We start from the raw sequence: 21,745 nt of genomic DNA on the forward strand, positions 1-21,745 counted from the left end.
CGGCCACGCCGGTATCGGCTCGACGGTATGAGGCCGGCCGGCGGGAAGCGCATGGCCCGGGAAAGGGATTGCGATGAAGATCTTTTCAATGAAGCCCGGCCATGACGGGTCGATCGCCCTGATCGACGGCGCCGCCGGCAAGCTCGAATGGTCGTACGAGGCCGAAAAGGACAGCTTCCCCCGGTACGAAGTGTTCAACCCCGAGCAGCTGGTCATGGCGGCCGGGGAGGTCGGCGCGATGCCCGACGTGTTCGCCGTCAGCGGCTGGGGCAAGGGGTCCATGGCCGCCAACGCGCCCATCGGCGCCGGTTACTACGGCCATGACGGCAACGCCGTCCTCCAGCGCCCCGCGCGCCTGTTCGGCGTCGAAGCGACATACTTCTCCAGCAGCCATGAGCGCTCGCACCTCTGGTGCAGCTATGGTCTTTCTCCCTTCGAACAGGGCCGGCCATGCTACGCGCTGGTGTGGGAGGGCGCTCTCGGCGACTTCTATCTCATCGACGGCGAGCTGGAGATCACGCATATCGGCCGGGTGATGATCACCCCGGGCAACAAGTATTCGTTCCTCTATGCGCTGGCGGACTCCACGTTCACGCTGCCCATGGGCACGCTGAGGAACGAGGATCCCGGCAAGCTGATGGCTCTGTGCGCCTATGGCGCGTCCGGCGAGATGACCCCCGAGGAGCGGGAGATCACGGACTTCCTCCTGAACCGGGACGGCATCCTCGCGAGCCTCGCCAAAGACCACATGCGGTCCTCCAAGTACTACAACATCGGCCTGGAGCATCCCGACTTCACCCGCCTGGCCAAGCGCTATTCCGACGAGATCTTCAACCGGTTCTACCAGTACGCGAAGGCGAGCCTGACGGGCGGCCATCCTCTCCTGATCTCGGGCGGCTGCGGGCTGAACTGCGACTGGAACACGATGTGGCGGAACAGCGGCCTGTTCGCCGACGTGTTCGTGCCGCCCTGCACCAACGACACCGGTTCCGCCATCGGTACCGGCATCGACGCGATGCGTGCCTTCACCGGCAGGGCGAAGCTCGAGTGGAGCGTCTACAGCGACCGGGAGTTCGTCGACGACACGCCGGACATGCCCGACGTCGACGTTCTCCCGCTGAGCTTCGAGCGGGTCGCCCGGTTCCTGGCCGACGGCAAGATCGTCGCCTGGACCCAGGGGCGCTGCGAGATCGGCCCCCGCGCGCTCGGCAACCGCTCGATCCTGGCGGCACCTTTCTCGACGCAGACGCGCGACCGCCTGAACGCCATCAAGAAGCGGGAGGGCTTCCGCCCGGTGGCGCCCATCTGCCTTGAGGAGGAGGTCGACCGCCACTTCGACTGGTCCGGCCCGTCGCCGCACATGCTGTATTTCCAGAAGGTGCGAAACCCGGACCTCCGCGCCATTACCCACGTGGACGGCACCGCCCGGACGCAGACGGTGAACGTCCGGCAGAACGCGGCCATGCACGCGCTCCTCACGCAGTTCGCCGGTGTTACGGGCGCCGGGGTCCTGTGCAACACGTCGCTGAACTTCAACGGTACCGGCTTCATCAATCGCACCAGCGATCTTTACCGATACTGCAAGCAAACCGGCATCGAGGGCTTCGTCTACGACGAGACTTTCTGCGTCTTCCCCAACCGCTGACGCTCCGGCGAAGCGGCACGAGACCATCGCCCGGACCCGAGGTGACGACATGCCCAGGAAAATACTCTACGTGTATGCGCCGGCCGGCCCTCCGCTCGACTACTGCCTCCCGAAGGTGGCGCGGCGCGGCGAGGTGCACACCTGCATCGTCAGCAAGCCGTCGGACTCCAACATGGAGATCCTCCGGCGGCACAGCGCCAGCATTTCGGATTTCACGGACGTCCCGCCGGCCGCCGCCCTGAAGAAGGTATGGGAGGTCGCCGTCGCGCTGAGGCCGGACACGGTGTTCACCTTCTCGGAGTTCCTGCTGAAGTCGGTTTCGGAGATGGCGCGCGAGCTGGGCCTGCGCGGCGTGGGGCCGAACATCGAACTGGGCCGCAACAAGGTGCTGATGCGCGAGCGCTGGAAGGCCGCCGGCGTGCCCCAGCCGGACTTCCGTCCTATCGCATCCCCGAATGACGTCGGGCGTGTCGGCGAGTTGCGCTTTCCCGTCCTCATCAAGCTGGCCTACGGCGCGGGCTCCATCGGCCAGCAGATCGTCCGCGACGCGAGCGGGATCGACGGCGCGGTCGAGCGGCTGCTGGCGGCGACCGACGCCGCCCGGCTGGCGGGCAAGCACGAGTTTTCCGAGCACGAGGGCTTTCCCCAGCTGATCGCCGAGGAGATCATCCGGTCGACCACGGAGTCCTGGTACGACGAGGATGGCTACGGCGATTACCTCAGCGTCGAAGGGCTGGTGAAGGACGGCGTCTACCATCCGCTGGCCATGACCGGCCGGCTGCGCACCATCCCTCCCTTCACCGAACTGGGCAACGTCGCCCCGTGCGTGCTCGACGCCGGCAAGAAGGCGAAAATCGTCGAGCTGATCACCAGGGCCGTGACCGCGCTGGAGTTCGAGAACTGCGCGACGCACACCGAGATCAAGCTGATGGCGGACGGCGAGGTGGCTTTCCTCGAAACTGCCGCCCGCATGGGCGGCGTCGTCATCGCGAAGGAGTTGGACGAGGTCTTCGGTATTGATTACGTGGACCTGTTCCTGGGCGTGATCCTGGGCGACCCCGTGCGCATCCCCGCCTTCGAGGAGATGCCGCCGCGGTGTGCGGCGGCATCGGTGGCGTTGATCGGCTGCGACAGCATCGGTACTCCCTGGACGACGACGAGGCTGTTCCATCCGGACACCGTCGACTGGGCCGGTCTGGTCGGCGGCCTGGCCGACGTCCACATCCAGATGGCGCAGTCGATCCGGGTCGGCGCCGAAATGCAGCCCTACGACGAATCCGGCGGCCTGTTGAACTATGCCGGGCAGGCGTTCCTGGTCAGCCCGCGGCCGGCCGACCTGAAGGCGGCGGCATACCGCCTGCTGGACGGCCTGGAAGCGTGCCTCCCCCCGGGTCGTTGAGGCCGGCGCCCAGGTCCGCCTTCTTCCCGCCGACCCCCTTCTCCCGAGAGCGAGCGAGACCATGCAGTCGAGTCCAGCCCGGATCAGCGCGATCTTGTGGACGGTCAATCTTTCGTCCATCGCTGCCAGTATTTTCAGTTATGTCTACCTGTCCTACTTCGTCTACGAGCGGACGGGGCAGGTCCTGTATTCGGAACTGGTGCTGCTGGCGCCGCTGGCCATTCCAGTGCTTCTCTGCCTCGCCATCAACCGCCTGACCGGGTTCAGCCCGCCGCGGCAGCTGCTGGTGGTCACCAACCTGGCGGGCGCCGCCGTTGCGGTCGCGACCTACGTGCTGATCGAGGACTACGTCTTCGTGGCGGTGATCGGCGCCCTTCTCATCGGCTTCCTCGATGCGCTCCAGCGGGTGGGGCGGACGGTGGCGGTCAAGAACTATTTCTCGGCGGCCGACGTGAAATACGCGATTCCATTGACCCACACCGCGCAGTTCATTGCCGGCGGCCTGGCCGGCGTCGGGTTGTCCTTCTACAAGGACGAGGTGACGCCCCAGATGGCGCTGACCATAGTGACCGCCGCGTTCGCCATCGCCATGATCGCCGCGCTGTTGCTGCCCCGCCTGCCCTGGACGCCGGCGGCGAACCCGCTGGAAGCGAGCGCCAAGGCCGCCGGCGGCGCGTTCGGGGCCATCGGCCGCCTGCTCGCCAGCCTTCCCGCGCTGCGCTACCAGTTCGTCGCCTTCGTCCTGTTCGTCAGCGTCTTCCAGGGTTTCTTCAACGTCTCGCGCGTCGCGTTGCCGACCCATCAGCTCAACCTCTCGCAGGCCTATGTCGGCTACCTGCAGATCATCAGTGCCATGTCGGCTCTGGCTGGTGCGCTGCTGTTCGTCTGGCTCGGCAAGCGGAATTTCGTCTTCGGTCGGGCCGCCGTGGCGACGCTCAGCGTGGTCAGCCTGGCCGCGATGGTGGGATCGACCAGCACGAGGGACGTTGCGACCAGCTACACCATGTACCTGGTCTATATGTTCGTGTGGGAAATTCTCTTCTTCAAATACCAATCCGACGTCGTGAATTTCACGCCGACCGAGCACATGCCGCTGGTCGCCACTTTCCAGTATGCGGCAGTTTATCTCGGCATGATCGTCACGGCCTTTATCGGCGGCATCATAACTCACTACACCAACTTGACGACGGCGGCGCTCGCCTTCACGCTGGCCTACGGTGCCGTGATGATCCTCCATGCGCCGCGTACCGGACAGCCTCTGGCCAGCGGGAAGGGGGCCTCGTAGACGGACCGTGCCGGACGGGCGGCCGCGGGATGGCCGCCTTTCCGGACGCATGGCTCGACGACTGCCCCATGAACAGCGACGGTGGAATTCGATGGACGCGTCAAGACATCTGGTGATGATCCACGGCCTGCTTGGCTCGATCGACTATTTCTTGCCTTCCGACAGGATCGGGGACATCGCCGTCCACACGCCGGATCTCCTCGGTTACAGCCGGCGCCACGCCGACGCCGGGACCGGGACGCTCACGCTGGACCGCCAGGCCCGGCATGTGATCGCCTATGTCCGGGAACGCGTCGGCAAGCCGGTCTGGCTCCTGGGGCACAGCGTCGGCGGCGCCGTCGCCATGCTGGCCGCGCGGCTGGAACCGTCCCTGGTCCGGGGCGTGATCAGCGTCGAAGGCAATTTCACGCTGAACGATGCGTTCTGGTGCCGGAAGATCGGCGCCATGTCCGCCGAGGATTGGGCCGCCGAATACGCGGACATGCAGTCGGACCCCGAGCGATGGCTGCGGAACGGCGGCATCGAGCCCACGGCCGAGCGCATCGGCTGGGCAGCGGCCATTTTGCACAACCAGCCTCATGCCACCGTCCGTTCCATGGCGCGCGCCGTCGTGACGGAAACGGCGGTGCCGGAATTCCTGCGGCAGGTGCGGTCGGTCATCGACTCCGGCATGCCGGTCGCGTTGCTGGCCGGCGAAACGTCGGCGGCGGAATGGGACGTGCCGGACTGGGTCAGGGCGTCCGCGAAGGAGCACGCGGTCCAGCGCGGTACCGGCCACATGATGATGCTGGAGGCGCCGGCGGAGTTCTGCCGGATCGTCCGGACGCTCGTCGATGGCCTCGGCGGGGCGGCACCGGCGGAACGCCGCTAGGCTTCGGCCTCGGCCTTCAGCATGCCGACCGCCCGGCGGAACGCCGCCACCGTGTGGTCGAGGTCGTCGTCGGCATGGGCGGCGGAGGTCAGGCCGCCGGGCCAGCCGCCGATGTCGACGCCGTTCGCGAGCAGCGCCATGCGCAGCTTGTCGACCAGCGCCGGCGGGTTCGTCTTCAGCTCGTCGGGCGCGACCGCGTGGGGGTCGAACGCCCGGGGGTCGAGCGCGCGGCGGTTCGGGTTGAGGAAGATCTGGAAGCCCGAGAAGGCGCCGTACACCGCCCAGGGCACGCCGGCCGCCGCCAGCTCGGCGTTCAGGCGCGCGCGCAGCTCGGCGGCGAACGCGTTGGCCCGCTCGCAGGCGGGCTCGGCGCGGATGATCTCCAGCGCGGCGATGCCGGCTGCGGCCGAGACGGGATTGGCGTTGAAGGTGCCGTAATGCTGGATCTTCTCGAAGCCCGCCGATTCGGCCGCGTCCGCGTCGAGCCGCTCCAGGATGTCGGCGCGCCCGGCGACGGCGCCGCCCGGCAGCCCGCCGGCCAGGACCTTGGCCAGCGTCGTCAGGTCCGGCGTGATCCCGTATACGGACTGCGCCCCGCCGGGTGCCACCCGGAAGCCGGTGATGACCTCGTCGAAGATCAGCGCCGCGCCCGCGCGGGACGTTTCCTCGCGCAGCGCCCGCAGGAAGTCCGGGCGGAGCGGCACGCGCCCGAACGACGCCCCCGTCGGCTCGACGATGACGGCGGCGATGTCCCGTCCATGGGCCGTGAACGCGTCCCTCAGCGCGCCGACGTCGCCGGGCGGCAGCAGCAGCGTCCCCGCCGCGATCTCCGGCAGCACGCCCGCCGGCACGCTCCCGGCCGGGCCCCCGCCCGACGCCACGTGGTCGTGCCAGCCGTGGAAATGGCTGCGCAGGCGCACCAGCAGCCTGCGGCCGGACCAGGCCCGGGCGAGCCGCAGTGCCAGATGGGTCGCCTCCGTGCCGGACGCGGTGAAGCGGACGCGCTCGGCGCTCGGCACCAGGTCCCGGACGAGGCGCGCCCAGCGGACCTCCAGCGCGTGGCTGGCGCCGAACTGCGTGCCGAGCGCGAGTGCCGCACCGGCCGCCTCCACGACCTCCGGCCGGCCGTGGCCGAGCAGCAGGGCGCCGTGGCCGCCGAAATAATCGACGTATTCGTTGCCGTCGACGTCCCATTTGCGCGATCCGCGCGCGCGTTCGACGAAGACGCCATGGGGCCGCATGTAGCGGGAGTCATGGGTGATCCCGCCGGGCATTACCTCGCGCGCCTCCCGGGCGAGGCGGGCGGAGCCGGGCGTGCGCTCCCTGTACAGCGCGCAGATGGGCGAGTTGGAGTACGCGTCGTTCATGGCGGCTCCTCGGGTCACCGGAACAGTCCCGGCAGCCACAGGATCAGCCCGGGCCACAGCGAGACGACGACGATCACGGCGAGATGGCACAGGTAGAAGGGCAGGGAGGCCACGATCGCGCGCTCGTAGGGGACGCCGGCGATCTGGGCCGCCGTCATCAGGGTCATGCCGACCGGCGGGGTGATGTTGGCGAGGTTCAGGGTCAGGATCATGACCATCGCGAAATGCAGCGGGTCGAAGCCGAGCTGGATCATCGCCGGCACCAGCACCGGCGCCACCACCACCAGGGCCGGCAGCACGTCCAGCACCGTGCCCAGCAGGATCAGCAGCAGGTTGACCAGCATGATCTGCACGGCCGGGTCCGTGCTGGCCGACGCGATGATCGACGCCGCGTCGCGTGCGATGCCCGAGCGGGTGACGAACCAGCCCAGCACGGTGGAGGCCGCCAGCAGGAAGAACACGACGCCGCTGAACTGCACCGTGGTCACCAGGGCCCGCCAGATCCTGGCCGGCGTCAGCGTCCGGTGGACCAGGAACCCGATCGCGATCGTGTAGATCGCCGCGAAGGCGGACGCCTCGGTGATGGTGGTGAAGCCGCCGAGGATGCCGCCCAGGATGATCACCGGCACCAGCAGCGCCGGGATCGTCGGCAGGAAGGCGCGGGCCGCCGTCCGCAGGTCGGTGTCGCCGTGCCGCGGGAAACCGTAGGCCCACGCCATGGCGCCGCTGGTCGCCAGCAGGGCGCCGGTCATCAGCAGCCCCGGCACGATCCCCGCCACGAACAGCTCGAGCACCGAGACGTCGCGCAGGATCGCGGCGTAGACCACCATCACGATGCTGGGCGGGATGATCGGCCCGATGATCGAGGAGCAGGCCGTGACCGCCGCGCTGTAGGCGGGGCTGTAGCCCTCCTTCTTCATCGCGGGGATCATGATCTTGCCGATCGCGACCGTGTCGGTGATCGCGGCCCCGGTGAGCCCGGCGAAGAACAGGCTGACCGTGACGTTGACGTGGCTGAGCGCGCCGCGCACGCGGCCCAGCAGCGCGTTGTTGAACGCGATCAGCCGCGCCGTCAGCCCGGCCTCGTTCATCAGCTCGGCCGTGAAGATGAAATAGGGGATCGCCATCAGCAGGTAGCCGGACACGCCCGAGAACATGCGTTCGGCCAGGATGGCGAGGAACTGGGTCCCGCCGAGCTCCATCGCCCCCGCGAGGCCCGACATCACCATCACCAGCGCGATCGGCGTGCCGATCAGCAGCAGGACCAGGAAGGCGGCGACGGCGGAGGTCACGGGACCTCCCGCTGCATCTGGAGGTCGGGCGGCCCGGCGGGCTCCACCATCAGCCGGCCGCACAGCATGTGGACCAGCAGGATCGCCCCGGTGGCGGGCACGGCCGCCGCGACCCAGCGCGCATGCACCTGGATCTGGTCGGACACCATGTAGAGCTGCCGCGCCCCCAGGAAGTATTCCCAGCCGTAATGCACCAGCAGCACGGCGAACAGCCCCGCGACCGCGAGGTTGACCCAGCGCAGCACCCGCACCGCCGGGGCCGGCAGCGCCGCCAGCAGCGCCGTCATGGCGATGTGCTCGCCCCGCTTGAAGGCGACCGTGATGCTGAGCAGGCCGATCCACGGGATGAACAGCCGGGCCAGCGAGTAGGTCCAGCTCAGCGCCGCGCCGGTGACCACCATGTAGAAGAAGCCGATGAAGGAGATGGCGAGCATGACCAGGATGCAGGCGACGCACGCGACGGTGACGGCCCGGTCCAGGCCGTCGCTGACCGCCGCGGCCACGCCCCGCCGGCTTCCGGCGTCACTCGCCATAAAGCGCCATGTCCTCCGCGGCGATCTCGTCCTCGATCCTCACGACTTCCGTCAGCAGCCCGTCGACCAGCCCGGCGTCGATGCCGAAGTCCTGGGTGATCCACTGCCGCCATGCCGGCCGCGCGACCTCGGCCATCCGGCGCCGCTCATCGGCCGGCAGCACGTAGCATTCCTCGAACTCCTCGCACGAGACGGCCCAGCCGTCGATCGCCTGCAGCGCCGCGATGCCGTGGCCGATCCGGATCGCCTCGCGGGCCGCCAGCACGATCGCCCGCTGGTATTCCTCCGGCAGCGACTGGAACCAGGCCTCGCTGACCAGCCAGGACTGGGAGTTGTAGACGTGCCCGCTCAGCGTCGTGTAGTCGTTGACCTCCCACAGCTTGAAGGACTTGCTGACGCCGGGGGCGTTGAACTGCCCGTCGGCCAGCCCGGTGCCCAGCGCCGTCAGCACCTCGCCCCAGGGCAGCGGCGTGGCCGACGCGCCCAGCGCCTGCATCGTCGCGACATGGGCGGGGTTCTCCTCGACCCGGATCTTCAGGCCCTGGATGTCCTCCATCGTGCGGATCGGCCGCACGTTGTTGGTGAACGCGACGAAACCGCCGCCGTCGTCGAAGGTGCCGAGGAAGCGCAGCCCCGCCGCCTCGACCGTGCCTTTCATGAACTCCGCATGCCACGGCCCGTCGAAATAGGCGCGCGCGACCCGGTAGTTCGGGAACAGGAAGGGGGCCGTGACGATCTGGTAGCTCGGGTAGAAGGACGACATCGCGCCCGAGGAGATCACCGTCGCCTGGAGCAGTTGCCCGGCCTGGGCCTGCTGTCCGGTCTCGACCTCCGTGCCGAGCTGGCCGCCGCCGAAGATCTGGACGTCGATCGCGCCGTTCGTCGCGGTCTCGACGAGGGATTCGAAATGCAGCAACGAGGGATGGACCTCATTGTTGACCCGATCTTCCGGCAGGATATGGGCGATTGCCATGGTGTATTCGGCGGCCCCGGCCGGTCCTGCCAGCAATGTCGCGGCTGCGAGCGCGGCCACCGCGACCGCGGAAATTGCTTTGGTCATCGGTCCGTCCTCCCCGTTGATTTCTTGTCTATGCCTCAACGATAGGCCGGGGATTTCCGAGTCCGCAACCCCGCACTCCCGGGTATTCGACGTTATTCTCCGTTAGGAGTAAGTCTTTTCGGCGCGGGCCGGTCCACCTCCCGCAGCAGCCGCTCGGCCTCGGCCAGGTCGTCCGGCCGGTTCGCGTTGAAGAAAGGGTCCGCCGGCTCGACCGGCCATTCGGCGACCGCCAGGCGGTAGCGCGCGGTCCAGGCGTCGACCTTGCGCATGTCCTCCTCGACCATGGCGCGGCGCAGCTCGTCGCGCAGGCGCACCGGCCACAGGCCGAACACGGGATGGCGCCGCCCGCCGGAAGCGGCGCAAGCCATGTCCGCGCCCTCGCGTCCGACGGCCTCGGCGAGCCGCGCGACGAGGTCGCGCGGCAGGAACGGGGCGTCGGTCGCCACGCTCGCGACCCAGGCGGCGCCGGGCGCGTTGCGCGCCGCCCAGTCCAGCCCGGTCAGGACGCCTGCCAGCGGGCCCGCGAAGTCCGGCACCACGTCGGCCGCGACCGGCAGCCCCCAGCGGGCGAAGCGGTCGGGGTCGCCGTTGGCGTTGACCACCAGGGCGCCGACCTGCGGGCGCACCCGCTCGACGACACGGTCCAGGATCGGCCGGCCGCCGAGGTCGCGCAGCGTCTTGTCGCCTCCGCCCATGCGGCGCGACAGCCCGCCGGCCAGCAGCACGCCGACGACGGCGTCAGGCGGCATCATCGTCGCGGCTCCCCTTGCGCCCGCGGTCCCGGGGCTCGTCCTCGGCCTGGGCCGGGTCCATGTCGTAGTCGATGCGCTCCAGCCCGGCCAGCGCCAGGAAGCGCTTGCCCTTGGCGCGGCCGATCAGCGTCAGGTTCGCCTGGCGCGCCAGGTCGACGCCCCAGGCGGTGAAGCCGCTGCGCGAGACCAGGATCGGGATGCCCATCTGCACGGTCTTGATCACCATTTCCGAGGTGAGGCGGCCGGTCGTGTAGAAGATCTTGTCGTGGGGCTCCAGGCCGTGGCGCCACATGTAGCCGGCGACCTTGTCGACGGCGTTGTGCCGGCCGACGTCCTCCATGTAGACGAGCGGCCGGTCCTCCCGGCACAGCACGCAGCCATGGATGGCGCCGGCCTCCAGGTACAGGCTCGGCGCGGTGTTGATCGCTCTCGTCAGGCGGTACAGCCACGAGGTCTTCAGCCGCGCCTCGGCCGGCAGCCGGATCTCCTCGAACTTCTCCATGACGTCGCCGAACACCGTGCCCTGCGCGCAGCCCGAGGTCAGCGTCTTCTTCTTCAGCTTCTCCTCGTAGTCGGTCGCGCGCTCGGTGCGCACGACCACGGTCTCCGTCTCCTCGTCGAAGAGGACCTCTTCCACGCGGTCGTCGCGCCGCAGCATGTTCTGGTTCAGCAGGTATCCCAGGGCCAGGTACTCGGGATAGTCGCCGATCGTCATCATGGTGACGATCTCCTGGCCGTTCAGGAACAGGGTCAGCGGGCGCTCGACCGTGACGGCGGTCTCGACCTCGCGGCCGGTGTGGTCGATGCCGGCGACGCGCCGCGTCAGGCGCGGGTCGCCGGGATCGGGGCGGATGATGAAATCGTCCATCGCAGAAGGGTATGCGGCCTGCCCGCCGGGGGCAAGCCGGCTGCCCCCGCGGCTGGCCGCCGATGTCGCTTTGCCGGGCATCGGGCCTGTGATACCCCTGCCGCGCACCGCCACGGCCCTGCCATTCCGAGTGACGCCATGGAATACCTGCAGGCCCTCATCCTGGGCCTCATCGAGGGACTGACCGAGTTCATACCCGTCTCCAGCACGGGCCACCTGATCCTGGTGGTCGACCTGCTGGGCTTCCAGGGGCCCGAGGGGCGGGTGTTCGAGGTGGTGATCCAGCTCGGCGCGATCCTGGCGGTCTGCCTGGTGTATTTCCAGCGGCTGCTGCGGATGGTCCTCGGCCTGCCGTTCGACCAGGGGGCCCGGCGCTTCGCGGCGGCGATCCTGATCGCCTTCCTGCCCGCGGCACTGGTCGGGGTCCTGGCCCACTCCTTCATCAAGTCCGTGCTGTTCTCGCCCTGGGTCGTGTCGGTGGCGCTGATCCTCGGCGGCGTCGCGATCCTCGTGATCGAGCGCCTGAGCATCCGGCCGCGCTATCACGAGGTCGAGGCGTTCCCGCTGCGCCTCGCGCTCGGCATCGGCATCCTGCAATGCCTCGCGATGATCCCCGGCGTGTCGCGGTCCGGCGCCACGATCATGGGCGCGCTGCTGCTCGGCGTCGAGCGCCGCGCCGCGGCGGAGTTCTCCTTCCTGCTCGCGATCCCGACCATGCTCGGCGCCGCGACCTACGACCTCTACAAGAACTGGTCCCATCTCGGCGTGGAGGACGGGACGCTGATCGCGGTCGGCTTCGTCGCCGCCTTCTTCGCCGGGCTGCTGGTCGTCAAGCTGGTGCTGGGCTTCATCTCGCGCTTCGGTTTCGCGCCGTTCGGCTGGTACCGGATCGCGATCGGCAGCGCGATGCTGGCCCTGCTGTCGCTGCGCTGACGCTCAGCGCTCCTCGGGCTTGCCCGGGCGGTCGGGATCGGGCCGGCTGCGCTTCGGCCCGCCTTCCTGCTCGGGGAAGTCGTCGGGGCTTTCGCTCGTCCCCCGGGCCCAGTCCTCCTTCGAGATCTCCTTCGGATCGGTCGTCGGCTTTCCGGTGCTGCTCACCTCGGGGCCTCCTTCGTCGCGGGTCTCCCCTCAACCGGGAGCCGGCAGTCCGGTTCCCCCCAGCGCGAGGCGCAGCAGGCGCCGGTAGCGCCGCGCCTGGCGGGCCATGCCGGCGGCGTCCGCGCCGCGCCCGAGCGCGCCCGCCGCCATGTCCGCATAGCCGAGGCGGAACGCGAGATACGCCACGGTCTGGAAGGGCAGGCGGCCCGCAAGGCCGCGGTCGCCCGCCGCTTCGCCGACTTCGGCCGCCAGCGCCAGCGCCTGTCCCGGCCGGAGCCCGAACTCGACGGCCAGCCCGGCGACGTCCCAGGCGACGTCCTGCGGGCCGGGCAGGAAATGGTCGTCGTGATGGTCGAGCGCGTCGGTCTTGACCAGCCGGCCCGCGGGCGTGCGCAGCCACTCGTGCGGCAGCATCCGCCCGTCCACCGCGACGGCGGGGACAGCGCGCAGCGCGCGCAGGTGCCGCTCCATCCCCGCGAGCCGGTCAAGCCACGGCCGGCCGAGCCCTTCGGCGACGTTGGTCTCGATCATATGCGCGAGGCCGTCGACGTCCGGCGCCCCGCCGGCCGGGTGCTCGCGGGCGAGATGGGCGAGATAGCGCGCTGCCGTCCTGGTCAAGTCGTCCTCGGCGCGGCCGCGCCGCAATGCCGTGCCTTCCACCCAGCGCAGCACCAGGAACCCCCGCTCGATGCCGAGCGGTTCCGGCCCGAACCCGGCCGCGGCCAGGCGCTGCGCGCGCAGCAGCCGGGCGCGCCCGTGCCGGCCCAGGCCGGCGAAGCGGTGCACCACTCCGTCCTGGAGGTATTTGCGCCGCTCGTGCCAGGGCTGGACCGCGGCCCGGGTCCCCGTGACGTCGCGCCAGGCGCCGCCGGAAAGGTCGCGGGCGCCGGCGAACGGCGCGCGCGGCAGCCACACCTCCTCGAACGACGCGTGCGCCACCGGGTGCCGGGGCCAGCGCTCGCGCGCGGCCTCGCTCGCGAAGCCGGACGGGTCCGGGCGCCAGCTCGGGAACAGGACGATCCGCTCGTCCGGGAAGCCCAGCTCCGACAAGGCCCGCGCGGTGCCGCAGAAGGAGGAGCCGCTGAGCCCCGGCCCCTCGTCCACGACCAGGGCATACCGGTCGTTGCGGTCCCGGAACCATGCCTCCAGGTCCGGCGTCAGCCGCAAGCCGCGGTCGAAGGGGTGTCCGTGCGGGCGGACCGTCACCGTCTCGACCTCGGCCCCCTCGGCCTCCATGCCGGCGGCGACGGCCGCCGACAGGCTGGTGCCGATCGAGCGGATGCCGACGCAGACCGCCCGCCGGACCCCGCCGTCGCGCGCGAGGCGTTCCGCCGCCGCGAGATAGGTCTCGGGATAGAGCGCGTAATAGGCGTAGCCCTCGGCGACCTTCAGCGTGACGCGCGCCGGCAGCGCCATCGCGCGCAGCCGCAGCAGCAGGCCCGCCGCCTCCGCGCCCGCGCCCGCGCGGTCGCCGGCGGACGCGCCGTGCCACGCCAGCCGCATCTCGCGGGCCAACGCGGTGCCCGCGGCGCGCATCGCGTCCGCCAGCGGGTGCAGCCCGTCCCGTTCCGGGAACAGCCCGTCCGCGACCGCCGCCTCCAGTTCCCCGAACTCGGCCAGCAGCCCCCCGGGGCCGTCGGTGGAACCGCCGTCGCGCAGGCCTCGGACGATGTCGTCGACGACGGCGCGCGGGCACGCCTCCCGGGTCGCGTCGCGGTAGACGATCATGGCGCGGGGGAGGCGAGGTCCTTGGACAGGATCCACTGATCGAGCGGAACCCGCGTCGGCACGCCGTCGGGCGTGACATAGGTGTAGTTGTCGACCGCGCGCCCGGCGAGGCGGTAGCCCAGCCGCTCGTAGAAGCGCCGCGCCGCGGGATTGTCGCGCTCCACCCCCAGTTCGGAGCGCTTCAGGCCATGCGCCAGGATCACGTCCTCGGCCGCCGCCATCAGCTCGCGGCCGATGCCCAGGTTCTGCAGGGGCGGGAAGACGCGGACCGCCCACAGCAGCGCGGCACCCTGGTGGCGCTTGCGCGCGAGATCGACCCAGACCTGCCCGATCGGGAAGCCGTTCGCGTCCGCCACCAGCATCACCTCGTCCCCGCGGCGGTGGCGTTCGAACGCGTTGCGTATGATCTCGCGGTGGGGCGTGTGCAGGCCCATCCATTCCAGCGCCTCGAGGTCCGCCTCGCGGCACGGCCGGATCGCGAAGTCGAGCCGGGTGCCACCGCGGCGCAGGATCCGGGTGCCAGCGGTGTTGGTGATGCCCGAATCCATTGGTGTCCCTCCTCTCGTCCCAGGATCTCAACCCCGCCCCGGCGGTCGCGTTCCGGCCCACGCCGGCGGTCGTTCCGTCACCGGACCGTAGGCGGCGGGGCGATCCGGCGGGTGCCGGTCGGCCGGTCGACGGCCCCCCAGCGGTACTTGTAGGGCTCGCGCCCGCGCAGGAAGTCGAAATGCGCGGCACCTTCGGCCGTCGCGGCGTCGATCGCGTGCCCGACCGCGATCGTCCCCGGGCCGATCGGGGCCATCTCCGGGTCGAAGCCGCCGATGTAGTAGTGGAAGCGGCCCTTGGCGCACAGGCCGTAGAGGACGGCCGCCGTCCTGCCGCCGACCGCGATCCGGTACAGGCGCAGCAGCCCCGACGCGGCCAGCGCCGGTACGGCGGCGCGGTGGAAGTCGGCGACCCGGGCGTCCGACAGCACGCCGCCGCCGTGCTCGCGCCAGCGCGCGCCATGCAGCGCGAACAGCGCGTCCAGCAGCTCCGGCCCGCCGGCCGCCGCCTCCAGGCCGCCGGCCCGTTCGGCCCGGTTGCGGGCGGTGCGGAGGTTCTGGGCCATGCTTCGGGACAGGCGGGCGGGCAGGGCGACCTCGGGGCAGGGCTCGCCCTCGCCCGCGGCGTCCGGCCAGCCCTCGGGCGCCGGCATGGCGAGCAGCGGCGAGCCGGGCGGCACCTGGAACAGGTCGAGCGGCAGCCCGTCCAGCGCCCGGCCGAGCACATGGCCGAGCGCATGGCCGAGCGGGACGGGATCGAGGCCGGGCGCGAACACCCCGTCCAGGTAGTCCGACGTCCCGGCCCCCCAGGCGAGCAGCCGCCCGTCCAGCTCGAACAGCGGCAGCAGGCCGACGAGCCGGCCGGATGCGCGGAGCGTCAGCACCGCCGCGCGCCCGTCGGCGAAGCATTCCCGCCAGGCCAGCAGCCAGGCGGGGCTCTGGAACGGCCCGGCGGCCGAGCGCCGCCACAGCTCCCACCACTCCTCCTCCAGCCCGCCCGCGTCCTCGCGCAGCTCCACCCTCATGCGAGGCGTCCGTACAGGTCGAGGTAGCGCCGCGTCATCGCCCCGGCCGAAAAGCGCTCGCGCGCGGCCGCACGGCAGGTCTCCGGGTCGATGCCGCCCGAAGCCTCGATCGCCTCGGCCATGGCCGCCTCGTCCTCGACCAGGAAGCCGGTGCGCCCATGCTCCACGATCTCGGCCAGCGCGCCGGCCGGGAACGCCACGACCGGCGTCCCGCAGGCGAGTGCTTCCATCGCGACCAGGGAGCTGGTCTCCGGCACCAGGCTCGGCACGACCAGGCAGCGCGCGCCCGACAGCAGGCGGCGCTTGCGCGCGAAGCCGGCCGGGCCGACGAAGCGCCGCAGCCGGTCGAGCCTCGGCTCGATCCGCGCGGCCCAGTACGCCTCGTGCTCGGCATAGGGATAGACCCGGCCGGCCAGCAGCAGCGGTCGTCCGGCCCGCCGGGCGGCGTCGAGGGCGAGGTGGTATCCCTTCTCCGGGCAGATCCGGCCGATGCAGAGCGCGTAGCCCCGCTTGGCGTGCCGGGCGGCCAGCGCCTCGACCGGGACCCCGTTCCCGATCGGCTCCAGCAGCGCCGGCCCGGGCGGGCAGGTCCGGTGCTGGGCCGCCGACACGCAGTTGAGCCAGGTCAGCGGCCGCCCGGGCCTCAGCGCGCCTTCGGCGTACCAGGACGGGGGCAGGTGCAGCGTGGCCAGCGCCGGGACGCCGGGCGGGGGCAGATAGGCGTCGAAGTCGATGCCGTGCAGGTGGACGAGGTCGACGCGGTGCGTGGTGAGCGCCGCCGCGATCGCTTGGCGGTGGCTCTCCTGCGCCCGCGCGCGCGTCTTGTCGTCGAGCACGCCCTCGATGCGCGGCACCTCCAGCAGCTCCCCCTCCACGCGCGAGCCGGCGCAGGCCACCACCAGCGAACGGTGGCCCGCGCGCACCAATGCGGCGTCGAGATGGGCCAGCACCTGCTCGGCGCCGCCCGCCGCGTCGGGGCCGACCGGCGCCAGCGGGTAGGCGACGCTCAGGACGGTCAGGCTCAGGCCGACGCCCCGGGGCAGTAGCGCCGCACCATCCTCGCGCAGAACTCCGCGAACTCCTCGGGCACCTGCGGCCGGCTGGAGTGGTGGGGGGCGACGCCGCGATGCTCGGGGGTGAAGCAGAAGGTCACGGTGACGTCGAACTCGTCGAGCGCCGATACCATGCGGTCGAACCAGGCATCCGCCCCGGGGCGGAAGCTGTCGGCCCAGCTCAGCCCCGTGCGCAGGTGGCGCACGCCCAGCTCGCGCATCCTGCGCACGGCGTCGTCCAGGCGGTGGTCCTCGAAATGGAACCACTGGCACAGGCCGAGATCCGGCGTCAGGTCGGCGAAGGCGCGGTAGGCCGGCTTCTCGGTCCCGTCCTCGCGCACGATGCCCATGTAGAAATGCCGGTAGTAGGAGGAGCCTTCCGCCTCCCGGTGGCGCGTCGTCGCCGGCCAGGCGCGCGGCAGGTCGAACAGGCTGTACCAGTGGGCGCGCGGCACCCGGCCTGCCAGCAGCTCCGCCGTGCGCTTCAGGCCCCATTCCTGGACCTCCTCGGCGCCGAAGCTGGACACGCCGACCTCGCTGACCCAGATCGGCTTGTCGGTGACGGCGCGGATCTCGTCGATCTTGGCCGGCCAGTCGTGGATCGGCCACAGGTTCCAGTCCAGCGGGAAGCCGTGGACCGCCACGACGTCGATCCCGTCTAGCGCGCCGCGGCCCTGCAGGTTGGTGATGAAGCCGGGGTCGATCGGCGACATGCCGCCCAGCACGCGCGGCAGGCCCGGGTTCTCGGCCCGGATCGCCTCGCAGGCCAGCGTCGCCATCCCGGCGAAATGCGCCCAGTCGGGATCGAGCTCCGGGTCCCAGTGGGACTTGTTGTTGGGCTCGTTCCAGATCATCGCCGCTTCGATCATCGTCCACTCCCCTGCGCCGGGTACGCCGCTCCCGGGCCGTCGCGCCCGACCTTGCCGCAGACATAGACCTCCGCTTCCGGATGGTCCCGGATCTCGAACCCGGAGCTGCGCAGCATGGCCTCGACGCAGGCGCGGTTGGGCACCCACCAGTTCGTCCAGTCGTTGGAATAGCTCTTCTCGATGAAGTGCATCCTGGGAAAGCCGGGACGATCGAAGATCTCCGTCTCCCAGAAATCGTAGTCCTCGCCCACCGGCTCGACCTCGGCGCTGCCGCGCTGCATGGACTGGAAGACCAGCATGTCGTCCGCGACATGCTCGTGGATCAGGTCGAGGGCGAGCAGCGGATGGCGCAGGTGGTACAGCACGCCCATGAACAGGACGAGGTCGAACCGCTCGCCCAGCCGGGCGACGTCGTAGACCGAGAGGTTGCGGAACTCGATCTCGACCCCGCAGGTCTCGGCCGCGAAGCGCGCCTGGGCGAGATAGGTGTCGGAATCGTCGATGCCGACGACCCTGGCGGCACCCCGCCGCTTCATCTCGATCGCGTAGAATCCGGCGTTGCAGCCGATGTCCAGGACGCTCTTGCCCGTGAGGTCGGCGGGGATCGCATGCGCGAAGCCCCGCCACTTCAGTGCCGGATAGTCGCCGAGGAAATGGTCGGGCGCCGTCCTGACGCCGCCGAGGTCGATGTTGTGGAACCAGGGGCCGAGTTCGGCGATGCGTGCCTCGATCTCGTCTGTCGATAGTCTTCTTGTCGTCACGGTCATGGGAGGACCCCGTCCTTCTCCGGGATTCCGGCCTGCGTGCTGAGCAGGCCGATCGCTGCGCGGTACCCGTGCAGGGTGCCGACGTCGACATAGGACCGGCCGGCCCGCGCGCCGCGGGCGCGGCCGCCGCGGGCGAGCCACGCGTTGACGAGCGTGCCGATGTACTCGTCGCTGCGGCCGCGCTCCAGCCACAGCGCATGCAGCTCGGCCAGCACGGCGCCCGTCGTCTTGAACGCGCCCCAGATCCAGTTCGACGCGGGGTTCGGGCACTTGACCTGGATCTCGCTCACGCCGCCCTCGTCGTCGAGCACGACCGCGTCGAAGTATTCCGGCCGCTCGACCGGGAACAGCAGGAAGGACAGCCCCCCGTCGGGCAGCGCGCACAGCGCGTCCTCCGGGAACCACACCGTGTCGGGCAGGCCGACCACCACCATCTCCTCCGGCGCGATCAGCGGCAGCGCGCGGAACACCGCGTCGCACAGCCCGCCCGCCACCGGCTGGACCACGTACGCGATCGCCGCGGCGTCGTAGCCGGCGCCGTAGTATTCGAGGATGTCCGACTTGCCCGGGGCGATCACGAAGCACAGCTTGTCGGCCCCGGCCCGGACCATGCGCTCGACCAGGTACTCGCTGACGGCCCGCGGCCGTTCGGTGCTGCCGTCGAAGCGGCTGCCGACCGGCAGCAGCTCCTTGGAGAAGGCGAGCGGTTGGATGCGCGTGCCGCTGCCCGCGGCCGGGACGATTCCCCACATGCTCAGGCCCCCAGGGGCTGGATGTCTGCGGTCGGGGTGAAGCAGCCGTCGAGGGCGGCGAACAGGTCGCCGACGCGCCGGTCGGCCGTGTGCTCGGCCAGGGTGCGCTCGCGCGCGGCCGCGGCGATGCGTCCCAGCTCGGCGTCCGACAGGCCGAGAGCGGCCTCGGCCTCGGCGGTGTCGCGCGCCACCAGGACCTCGCGCCCGGGCTCGAAGAAGGCGTCCAGCCCGTCCCAGGCGTCCGACAGCACCGGCGTCCCGCACGCCGTCGCCTCGAACAGGCGGCCCGACGGGCACCAGCCCATCGCCGCCATGGCGGCGCGCGTCACGTTCAAGGTCAGCCGCGACGAGCTGTAGAAGGCGGGATGCTCGTCCGGTCCCAGGTGCCGCACGAAGTGGATGTTCGGGGTCCAGGGAAAGTCCTGCGGGTACTGGGCGCCCGCGATCACGAAGCGGCGCTCCGGCATGCGGCGAGCCGGCTCGACCAGCAGGGCCTCCAGCGCGCGCTGCCGGTCCTCGGCATAGGTGCCGATATAGGAAAGGTCGGCCCGGTAATGGTCCTGCGGGGCGGCCGGGCGGTGGATCTCCGGGTCGACATGGCCGTAGAGCGTCGCCGTGCGGCGCGCGCCCAGGCGGCTGCGCAGCTCGGCCAGCGCGGCGCCGCCGGTGTAGCTGAGGACCAGGTCGAAGTCGCCGAGGCCCCGCGGGCCGATGTAGCCGACCGGCTCGCCGCGGCCGAGCTTCGCCAGCGTGACCGGCGTGTCCAGGTCGTAGAACACGCGGGCCGCCACCCGCGACCCCAGGACGAGGTCGGCGGCCGCGACCCCGTCGGGGCAATAGGAGGTGACCATCCCGACATCGGCGTCGGCCAGTTCCCGCTCGGCCTGCGCGCGGACCTCGTCCCAGTCCGAATAGAGCACGAGGCGGCCGTTCGGGATCTCGGACAGGTCGCGCGTGCCCGCATAGTAGGGCACGTCGCGTTCGAAGAAGGTGACCCGGTGGCCGCGGCGCGCCAGCGCGCGCACGAGCCCGCGCCACAGCGTGGCATGGCCGTTGCCCCAGGAGGAGCTGATCGTGAGTCCGAAGACGGTGAGCTTCATTCGGGCACAGCCTCGTTGATGCGCAGGACGCGCGGCCCGCCTGCGTCGAGCAGGATCGTGCTGACCGAGGCCGGCGACACCTCGATGCGCAGGAACAGGTCGAGCGGCGCGCCCAGCCAGTGGGCCAGCGCCGCCCGGATCGGGTCGCCGTGGCTGAACAGCACGATGCGGGCGTCGGGGTGCTCCGCGTGCAGCGCCGTCAGATGGGCGGCGAAGCGGGACTGCACCTCGAACATCGCCTCCCCGCCGGGTGCGCGGGCGGCGCTGCGCACCGCGTTCCAGCGGTGCCAGGCCGGGTCGCGGTCCAGCTCCTCGAAGCTCCGGCCGGTCCAGGCGCCGAAGTCGATCTCCTGCACCGCCGGCGCCGTCTCGACCGCGACGCCGAGGCGGCGCGCGAGCGGCTCGGCGGTCTGGCGCGTGCGCAGCATCGGGCTCGACTGGAGGATGTCCGGCCGCTCGCGTTCCAGCCGGTCGGCCAGCCGTTCCGCCTGCGCCAGCCCGGCCGGCGACAGCGGCACGTCTTCCCGCCCGGCGAGGCCGCGGCCGAGCCAGTCGTGCTGCGCGTGGCGGACGAGATGGAAAACGGTCACGGGCTGGTCCCCGCTTGCCGGCCGGCGGTCACTCCTCGCCCCGGATGAATTTCAGCGTGCGTTGGCGCGCCTCGGCGTCCGTGAACTGCTGGGGCGGCGACTTCATGAAGTAGCTCGACGGGCCGATCAGCGCGCCGCCCATGCCGCGGTCGAGCGCCAGCCGGGCGCAGCGCACCGCATCGATGACCACCCCCGCGGAGTTGGGCGAATCCCATACCTCCAGCTTGAGCTCGATGTTGAGCGGCACGTTGCCGAAGGTCGTGCCCTCCATGCGGATGTAGCACCATTTCCTGTCGGCCAGCCACGGCACATAGTCGGAGGGGCCGACATGGACCGCGTCCGCCGGCAGCGGCGCGCCGAGCTGGCTCGTCACCGCGTTGGTCTTGGAGATCTTCTTGCTGTCGAGCCGCTCGCGCTCGAGCATGTTCCGGAAATCGGTGTTGCCGCCGAAATTGAGCTGGTAGGTGCGGTCCAGCCGCACGCCGCGCTCCGCGAACAGGTTGGTCAGGACCCGGTGGACGATGGTGGCGCCGACCTGCGACTTGATGTCGTCGCCGATCACGGGCAGGCGCTTCTCCTCGAAGCGCCGCCGCCAGCCGTCGTCGGAGGCGAGGAAGACCGGCATGCAGTTGACGAAGGCGCAGCCGGCGTCGAGCGCGCGCTCCGCGTACCAGCGCGCCGCCCGCTCCGAGCCGACGGGCAGGTAGGACACCAGCACCTGGGTCCCGGTCCGGCGCAGCACCTCCGCGACGTCCTCGGCAGGCGCTTCGGACTCCCGTATCTGGCCGGCGACGTATTTGCCGAGGCCGTCCAGCGTCGGTCCGCGCCGGACCTGGACGCCGGTCGCCGGCACCTCCGCGAACACCGCGGTGTTGTTGGGCTGCGCCAGAATGGCGTCGGCGAGGTCGCGCCCGACCTTGTCGGCGCTGACGTCGAAGGCGGCCGAGATCTCGACGTCGGCGACATGGTATCCGCCGAGGTCCACATGCATCAGCCCGGGCACCTGTTCTTCCGGGTCGGCGTGCCGATAGTAATGAAGCCCCTGGACCAGCGACGAAGCGCAGTTCCCGACCCCGACGATGGCAACCCGGATCTTCTTGTCGCTCAAGAGCGCGCTCCGTTCTACGTTGTGCGGCCAGAGTGGGAT

22 protein-coding genes are annotated in these 21,745 nt (G+C 70.9%); 5 read left to right on the forward strand and 17 right to left on the reverse strand.

Annotated features, from left to right (window positions below; all coding sequences use genetic code 11):
- Window positions 1-73: 73 nt before the first annotated feature.
- The 4 genes from VGO20_RS00285 (at window position 74) to VGO20_RS00300 (ending at window position 5,200) form a co-directional block, all read left to right on the forward strand.
- Entirely contained in the window at window positions 74-1,645 is a 1,572-nt protein-coding gene (locus tag VGO20_RS00285; protein WP_327500269.1) for a carbamoyltransferase C-terminal domain-containing protein, read from the forward strand.
- A gap of 49 nt (window positions 1,646-1,694) precedes the next feature.
- On the forward strand, window positions 1,695-3,044 hold the full coding sequence (locus VGO20_RS00290; RefSeq protein ID WP_327500270.1) for an ATP-grasp domain-containing protein: 1,350 nt from the start codon (window positions 1,695-1,697) through the stop codon (window positions 3,042-3,044).
- Window positions 3,045-3,105: 61 nt separating this feature from the next.
- The gene (locus VGO20_RS00295; protein ID WP_327500271.1) at window positions 3,106-4,329 is read left to right on the forward strand and encodes an MFS transporter; all 1,224 of its coding nucleotides are present in this window, start codon (window positions 3,106-3,108) and stop codon (window positions 4,327-4,329) included.
- Between the two features lie 91 nt (window positions 4,330-4,420).
- Entirely contained in the window at window positions 4,421-5,200 is a 780-nt protein-coding gene (locus VGO20_RS00300) for an alpha/beta fold hydrolase (RefSeq protein ID WP_327500272.1), read from the forward strand.
- On the opposite strand, the gene VGO20_RS00305 is transcribed toward VGO20_RS00300, so the two are convergent.
- From VGO20_RS00305 to fdhD, 6 genes are all read right to left on the reverse strand, one after another.
- Window positions 5,197-6,567 carry an aspartate aminotransferase family protein gene (locus VGO20_RS00305; protein ID WP_327500273.1) on the reverse strand — a complete coding sequence of 457 codons (1,371 nt, stop codon included), beginning with the start codon at window positions 6,565-6,567 and terminating at the stop codon, window positions 5,197-5,199. The two genes, VGO20_RS00300 and VGO20_RS00305, sit on opposite strands and share 4 nt — an antisense overlap.
- Before the next feature lie 14 nt (window positions 6,568-6,581).
- Window positions 6,582-7,859 carry a TRAP transporter large permease gene (locus tag VGO20_RS00310; protein WP_327500274.1) on the reverse strand — a complete coding sequence of 426 codons (1,278 nt, stop codon included), beginning with the start codon at window positions 7,857-7,859 and terminating at the stop codon, window positions 6,582-6,584.
- On the reverse strand, window positions 7,856-8,392 hold the full coding sequence (locus VGO20_RS00315) for a TRAP transporter small permease (protein ID WP_327500275.1): 537 nt from the start codon (window positions 8,390-8,392) through the stop codon (window positions 7,856-7,858). The genes VGO20_RS00310 and VGO20_RS00315 overlap by 4 nt, the downstream gene beginning before the upstream one ends.
- Entirely contained in the window at window positions 8,382-9,452 is a 1,071-nt protein-coding gene (gene dctP, locus VGO20_RS00320) for a TRAP transporter substrate-binding protein DctP (RefSeq protein ID WP_327500276.1), read from the reverse strand. Before dctP ends, VGO20_RS00315 begins: the two co-directional genes overlap by 11 nt.
- 92 nt (window positions 9,453-9,544) lie before the next feature.
- Window positions 9,545-10,204, reverse strand: a complete 660-nt coding sequence (mobA, locus tag VGO20_RS00325) for a molybdenum cofactor guanylyltransferase MobA (RefSeq protein WP_327500277.1) — start codon at window positions 10,202-10,204, stop codon at window positions 9,545-9,547.
- Window positions 10,191-11,072 carry a formate dehydrogenase accessory sulfurtransferase FdhD gene (gene fdhD, locus VGO20_RS00330; RefSeq protein ID WP_327500278.1) on the reverse strand — a complete coding sequence of 294 codons (882 nt, stop codon included), beginning with the start codon at window positions 11,070-11,072 and terminating at the stop codon, window positions 10,191-10,193. The genes mobA and fdhD overlap by 14 nt, the downstream gene beginning before the upstream one ends.
- Before the next feature lie 138 nt (window positions 11,073-11,210).
- Here fdhD and VGO20_RS00335 point away from each other — a divergent pair, with 138 nt between their 5' ends.
- Complete coding sequence (locus VGO20_RS00335; RefSeq protein WP_327500279.1) at window positions 11,211-12,005, forward strand: undecaprenyl-diphosphate phosphatase; 795 nt, start codon at window positions 11,211-11,213, stop codon at window positions 12,003-12,005.
- A 3-nt stretch (window positions 12,006-12,008) separates the two neighbouring features.
- Here the strand turns inward: VGO20_RS00335 and VGO20_RS00340 are convergent, their stop codons facing one another.
- The 11 genes from VGO20_RS00340 to VGO20_RS00390 form a co-directional block, all read right to left on the reverse strand.
- Window positions 12,009-12,170 (reverse strand): hypothetical protein, encoded by a 162-nt coding sequence (locus VGO20_RS00340; protein ID WP_327500280.1) that lies wholly within the window; start codon window positions 12,168-12,170, stop codon window positions 12,009-12,011.
- A gap of 30 nt (window positions 12,171-12,200) precedes the next feature.
- On the reverse strand, window positions 12,201-13,898 hold the full coding sequence (locus VGO20_RS00345) for a hypothetical protein (RefSeq protein WP_327500281.1): 1,698 nt from the start codon (window positions 13,896-13,898) through the stop codon (window positions 12,201-12,203).
- Entirely contained in the window at window positions 13,895-14,446 is a 552-nt protein-coding gene (locus VGO20_RS00350) for a GNAT family N-acetyltransferase (protein ID WP_327500282.1), read from the reverse strand. Before VGO20_RS00350 ends, VGO20_RS00345 begins: the two co-directional genes overlap by 4 nt.
- Before the next feature lie 77 nt (window positions 14,447-14,523).
- The gene (locus VGO20_RS00355) at window positions 14,524-15,468 is read right to left on the reverse strand and encodes a GNAT family N-acetyltransferase (RefSeq protein WP_327500283.1); all 945 of its coding nucleotides are present in this window, start codon (window positions 15,466-15,468) and stop codon (window positions 14,524-14,526) included.
- The gene (locus tag VGO20_RS00360) at window positions 15,465-16,418 is read right to left on the reverse strand and encodes a glycosyltransferase (protein WP_414639759.1); all 954 of its coding nucleotides are present in this window, start codon (window positions 16,416-16,418) and stop codon (window positions 15,465-15,467) included. Before VGO20_RS00360 ends, VGO20_RS00355 begins: the two co-directional genes overlap by 4 nt.
- A gap of 71 nt (window positions 16,419-16,489) precedes the next feature.
- Complete coding sequence (locus tag VGO20_RS00365; RefSeq protein WP_327500284.1) at window positions 16,490-17,389, reverse strand: glycoside hydrolase 5 family protein; 900 nt, start codon at window positions 17,387-17,389, stop codon at window positions 16,490-16,492.
- Window positions 17,386-18,156: a TIGR04290 family methyltransferase gene (locus VGO20_RS00370; protein ID WP_327500285.1), complete on the reverse strand. Its 771-nt coding sequence runs from the start codon at window positions 18,154-18,156 to the stop codon at window positions 17,386-17,388. The genes VGO20_RS00365 and VGO20_RS00370 overlap by 4 nt, the downstream gene beginning before the upstream one ends.
- Window positions 18,153-18,908, reverse strand: a complete 756-nt coding sequence (locus VGO20_RS00375; protein ID WP_327500286.1) for a sugar phosphate nucleotidyltransferase — start codon at window positions 18,906-18,908, stop codon at window positions 18,153-18,155. The genes VGO20_RS00370 and VGO20_RS00375 overlap by 4 nt, the downstream gene beginning before the upstream one ends.
- A 2-nt stretch (window positions 18,909-18,910) precedes the next feature.
- On the reverse strand, window positions 18,911-20,008 hold the full coding sequence (locus tag VGO20_RS00380; RefSeq protein WP_327500287.1) for a CgeB family protein: 1,098 nt from the start codon (window positions 20,006-20,008) through the stop codon (window positions 18,911-18,913).
- A complete protein-coding gene (locus VGO20_RS00385) occupies window positions 20,005-20,598 on the reverse strand; it encodes a histidine phosphatase family protein (RefSeq protein WP_327500288.1) in 594 nt (197 codons plus the stop codon). The genes VGO20_RS00380 and VGO20_RS00385 overlap by 4 nt, the downstream gene beginning before the upstream one ends.
- A gap of 28 nt (window positions 20,599-20,626) precedes the next feature.
- Window positions 20,627-21,706 (reverse strand): inositol-3-phosphate synthase, encoded by a 1,080-nt coding sequence (locus tag VGO20_RS00390; protein ID WP_327500289.1) that lies wholly within the window; start codon window positions 21,704-21,706, stop codon window positions 20,627-20,629.
- Between the last annotated feature and the right edge of the window lie 39 nt (window positions 21,707-21,745).

It is taken from the genome of Arenibaculum sp. (assembly GCF_035998295.1).
Lineage (GTDB): Bacteria > Pseudomonadota > Alphaproteobacteria > Azospirillales > Azospirillaceae > DASYHS01.

Bases quoted from the DNA above. Each gene is read 5' to 3' on its own strand.
- VGO20_RS00285 (WP_327500269.1), top strand. From the start codon at position 74: ATGAAGATCTTTTCAATGAAGCCCGGCCATGACGGGTCGATCGCCCTG.
- VGO20_RS00290 (WP_327500270.1), top strand. From the start codon at position 1,695: ATGCCCAGGAAAATACTCTACGTGTATGCGCCGGCCGGCCCTCCGCTC.
- VGO20_RS00295 (WP_327500271.1), top strand. From the start codon at position 3,106: ATGCAGTCGAGTCCAGCCCGGATCAGCGCGATCTTGTGGACGGTCAAT.
- VGO20_RS00300 (WP_327500272.1), top strand. From the start codon at position 4,421: ATGGACGCGTCAAGACATCTGGTGATGATCCACGGCCTGCTTGGCTCG.
- VGO20_RS00305 (WP_327500273.1), bottom strand. From the start codon at position 6,567: ATGAACGACGCGTACTCCAACTCGCCCATCTGCGCGCTGTACAGGGAG.
- VGO20_RS00315 (WP_327500275.1), bottom strand. From the start codon at position 8,392: ATGGCGAGTGACGCCGGAAGCCGGCGGGGCGTGGCCGCGGCGGTCAGC.
- dctP (WP_327500276.1), bottom strand. From the start codon at position 9,452: ATGACCAAAGCAATTTCCGCGGTCGCGGTGGCCGCGCTCGCAGCCGCG.
- mobA (WP_327500277.1), bottom strand. From the start codon at position 10,204: ATGATGCCGCCTGACGCCGTCGTCGGCGTGCTGCTGGCCGGCGGGCTG.
- fdhD (WP_327500278.1), bottom strand. From the start codon at position 11,072: ATGGACGATTTCATCATCCGCCCCGATCCCGGCGACCCGCGCCTGACG.
- VGO20_RS00335 (WP_327500279.1), top strand. From the start codon at position 11,211: ATGGAATACCTGCAGGCCCTCATCCTGGGCCTCATCGAGGGACTGACC.
- VGO20_RS00345 (WP_327500281.1), bottom strand. From the start codon at position 13,898: ATGATCGTCTACCGCGACGCGACCCGGGAGGCGTGCCCGCGCGCCGTC.
- VGO20_RS00350 (WP_327500282.1), bottom strand. From the start codon at position 14,446: ATGGATTCGGGCATCACCAACACCGCTGGCACCCGGATCCTGCGCCGC.
- VGO20_RS00355 (WP_327500283.1), bottom strand. From the start codon at position 15,468: ATGAGGGTGGAGCTGCGCGAGGACGCGGGCGGGCTGGAGGAGGAGTGG.
- VGO20_RS00365 (WP_327500284.1), bottom strand. From the start codon at position 17,389: ATGATCGAAGCGGCGATGATCTGGAACGAGCCCAACAACAAGTCCCAC.
- VGO20_RS00370 (WP_327500285.1), bottom strand. From the start codon at position 18,156: ATGACCGTGACGACAAGAAGACTATCGACAGACGAGATCGAGGCACGC.
- VGO20_RS00375 (WP_327500286.1), bottom strand. From the start codon at position 18,908: ATGTGGGGAATCGTCCCGGCCGCGGGCAGCGGCACGCGCATCCAACCG.
- VGO20_RS00380 (WP_327500287.1), bottom strand. From the start codon at position 20,008: ATGAAGCTCACCGTCTTCGGACTCACGATCAGCTCCTCCTGGGGCAAC.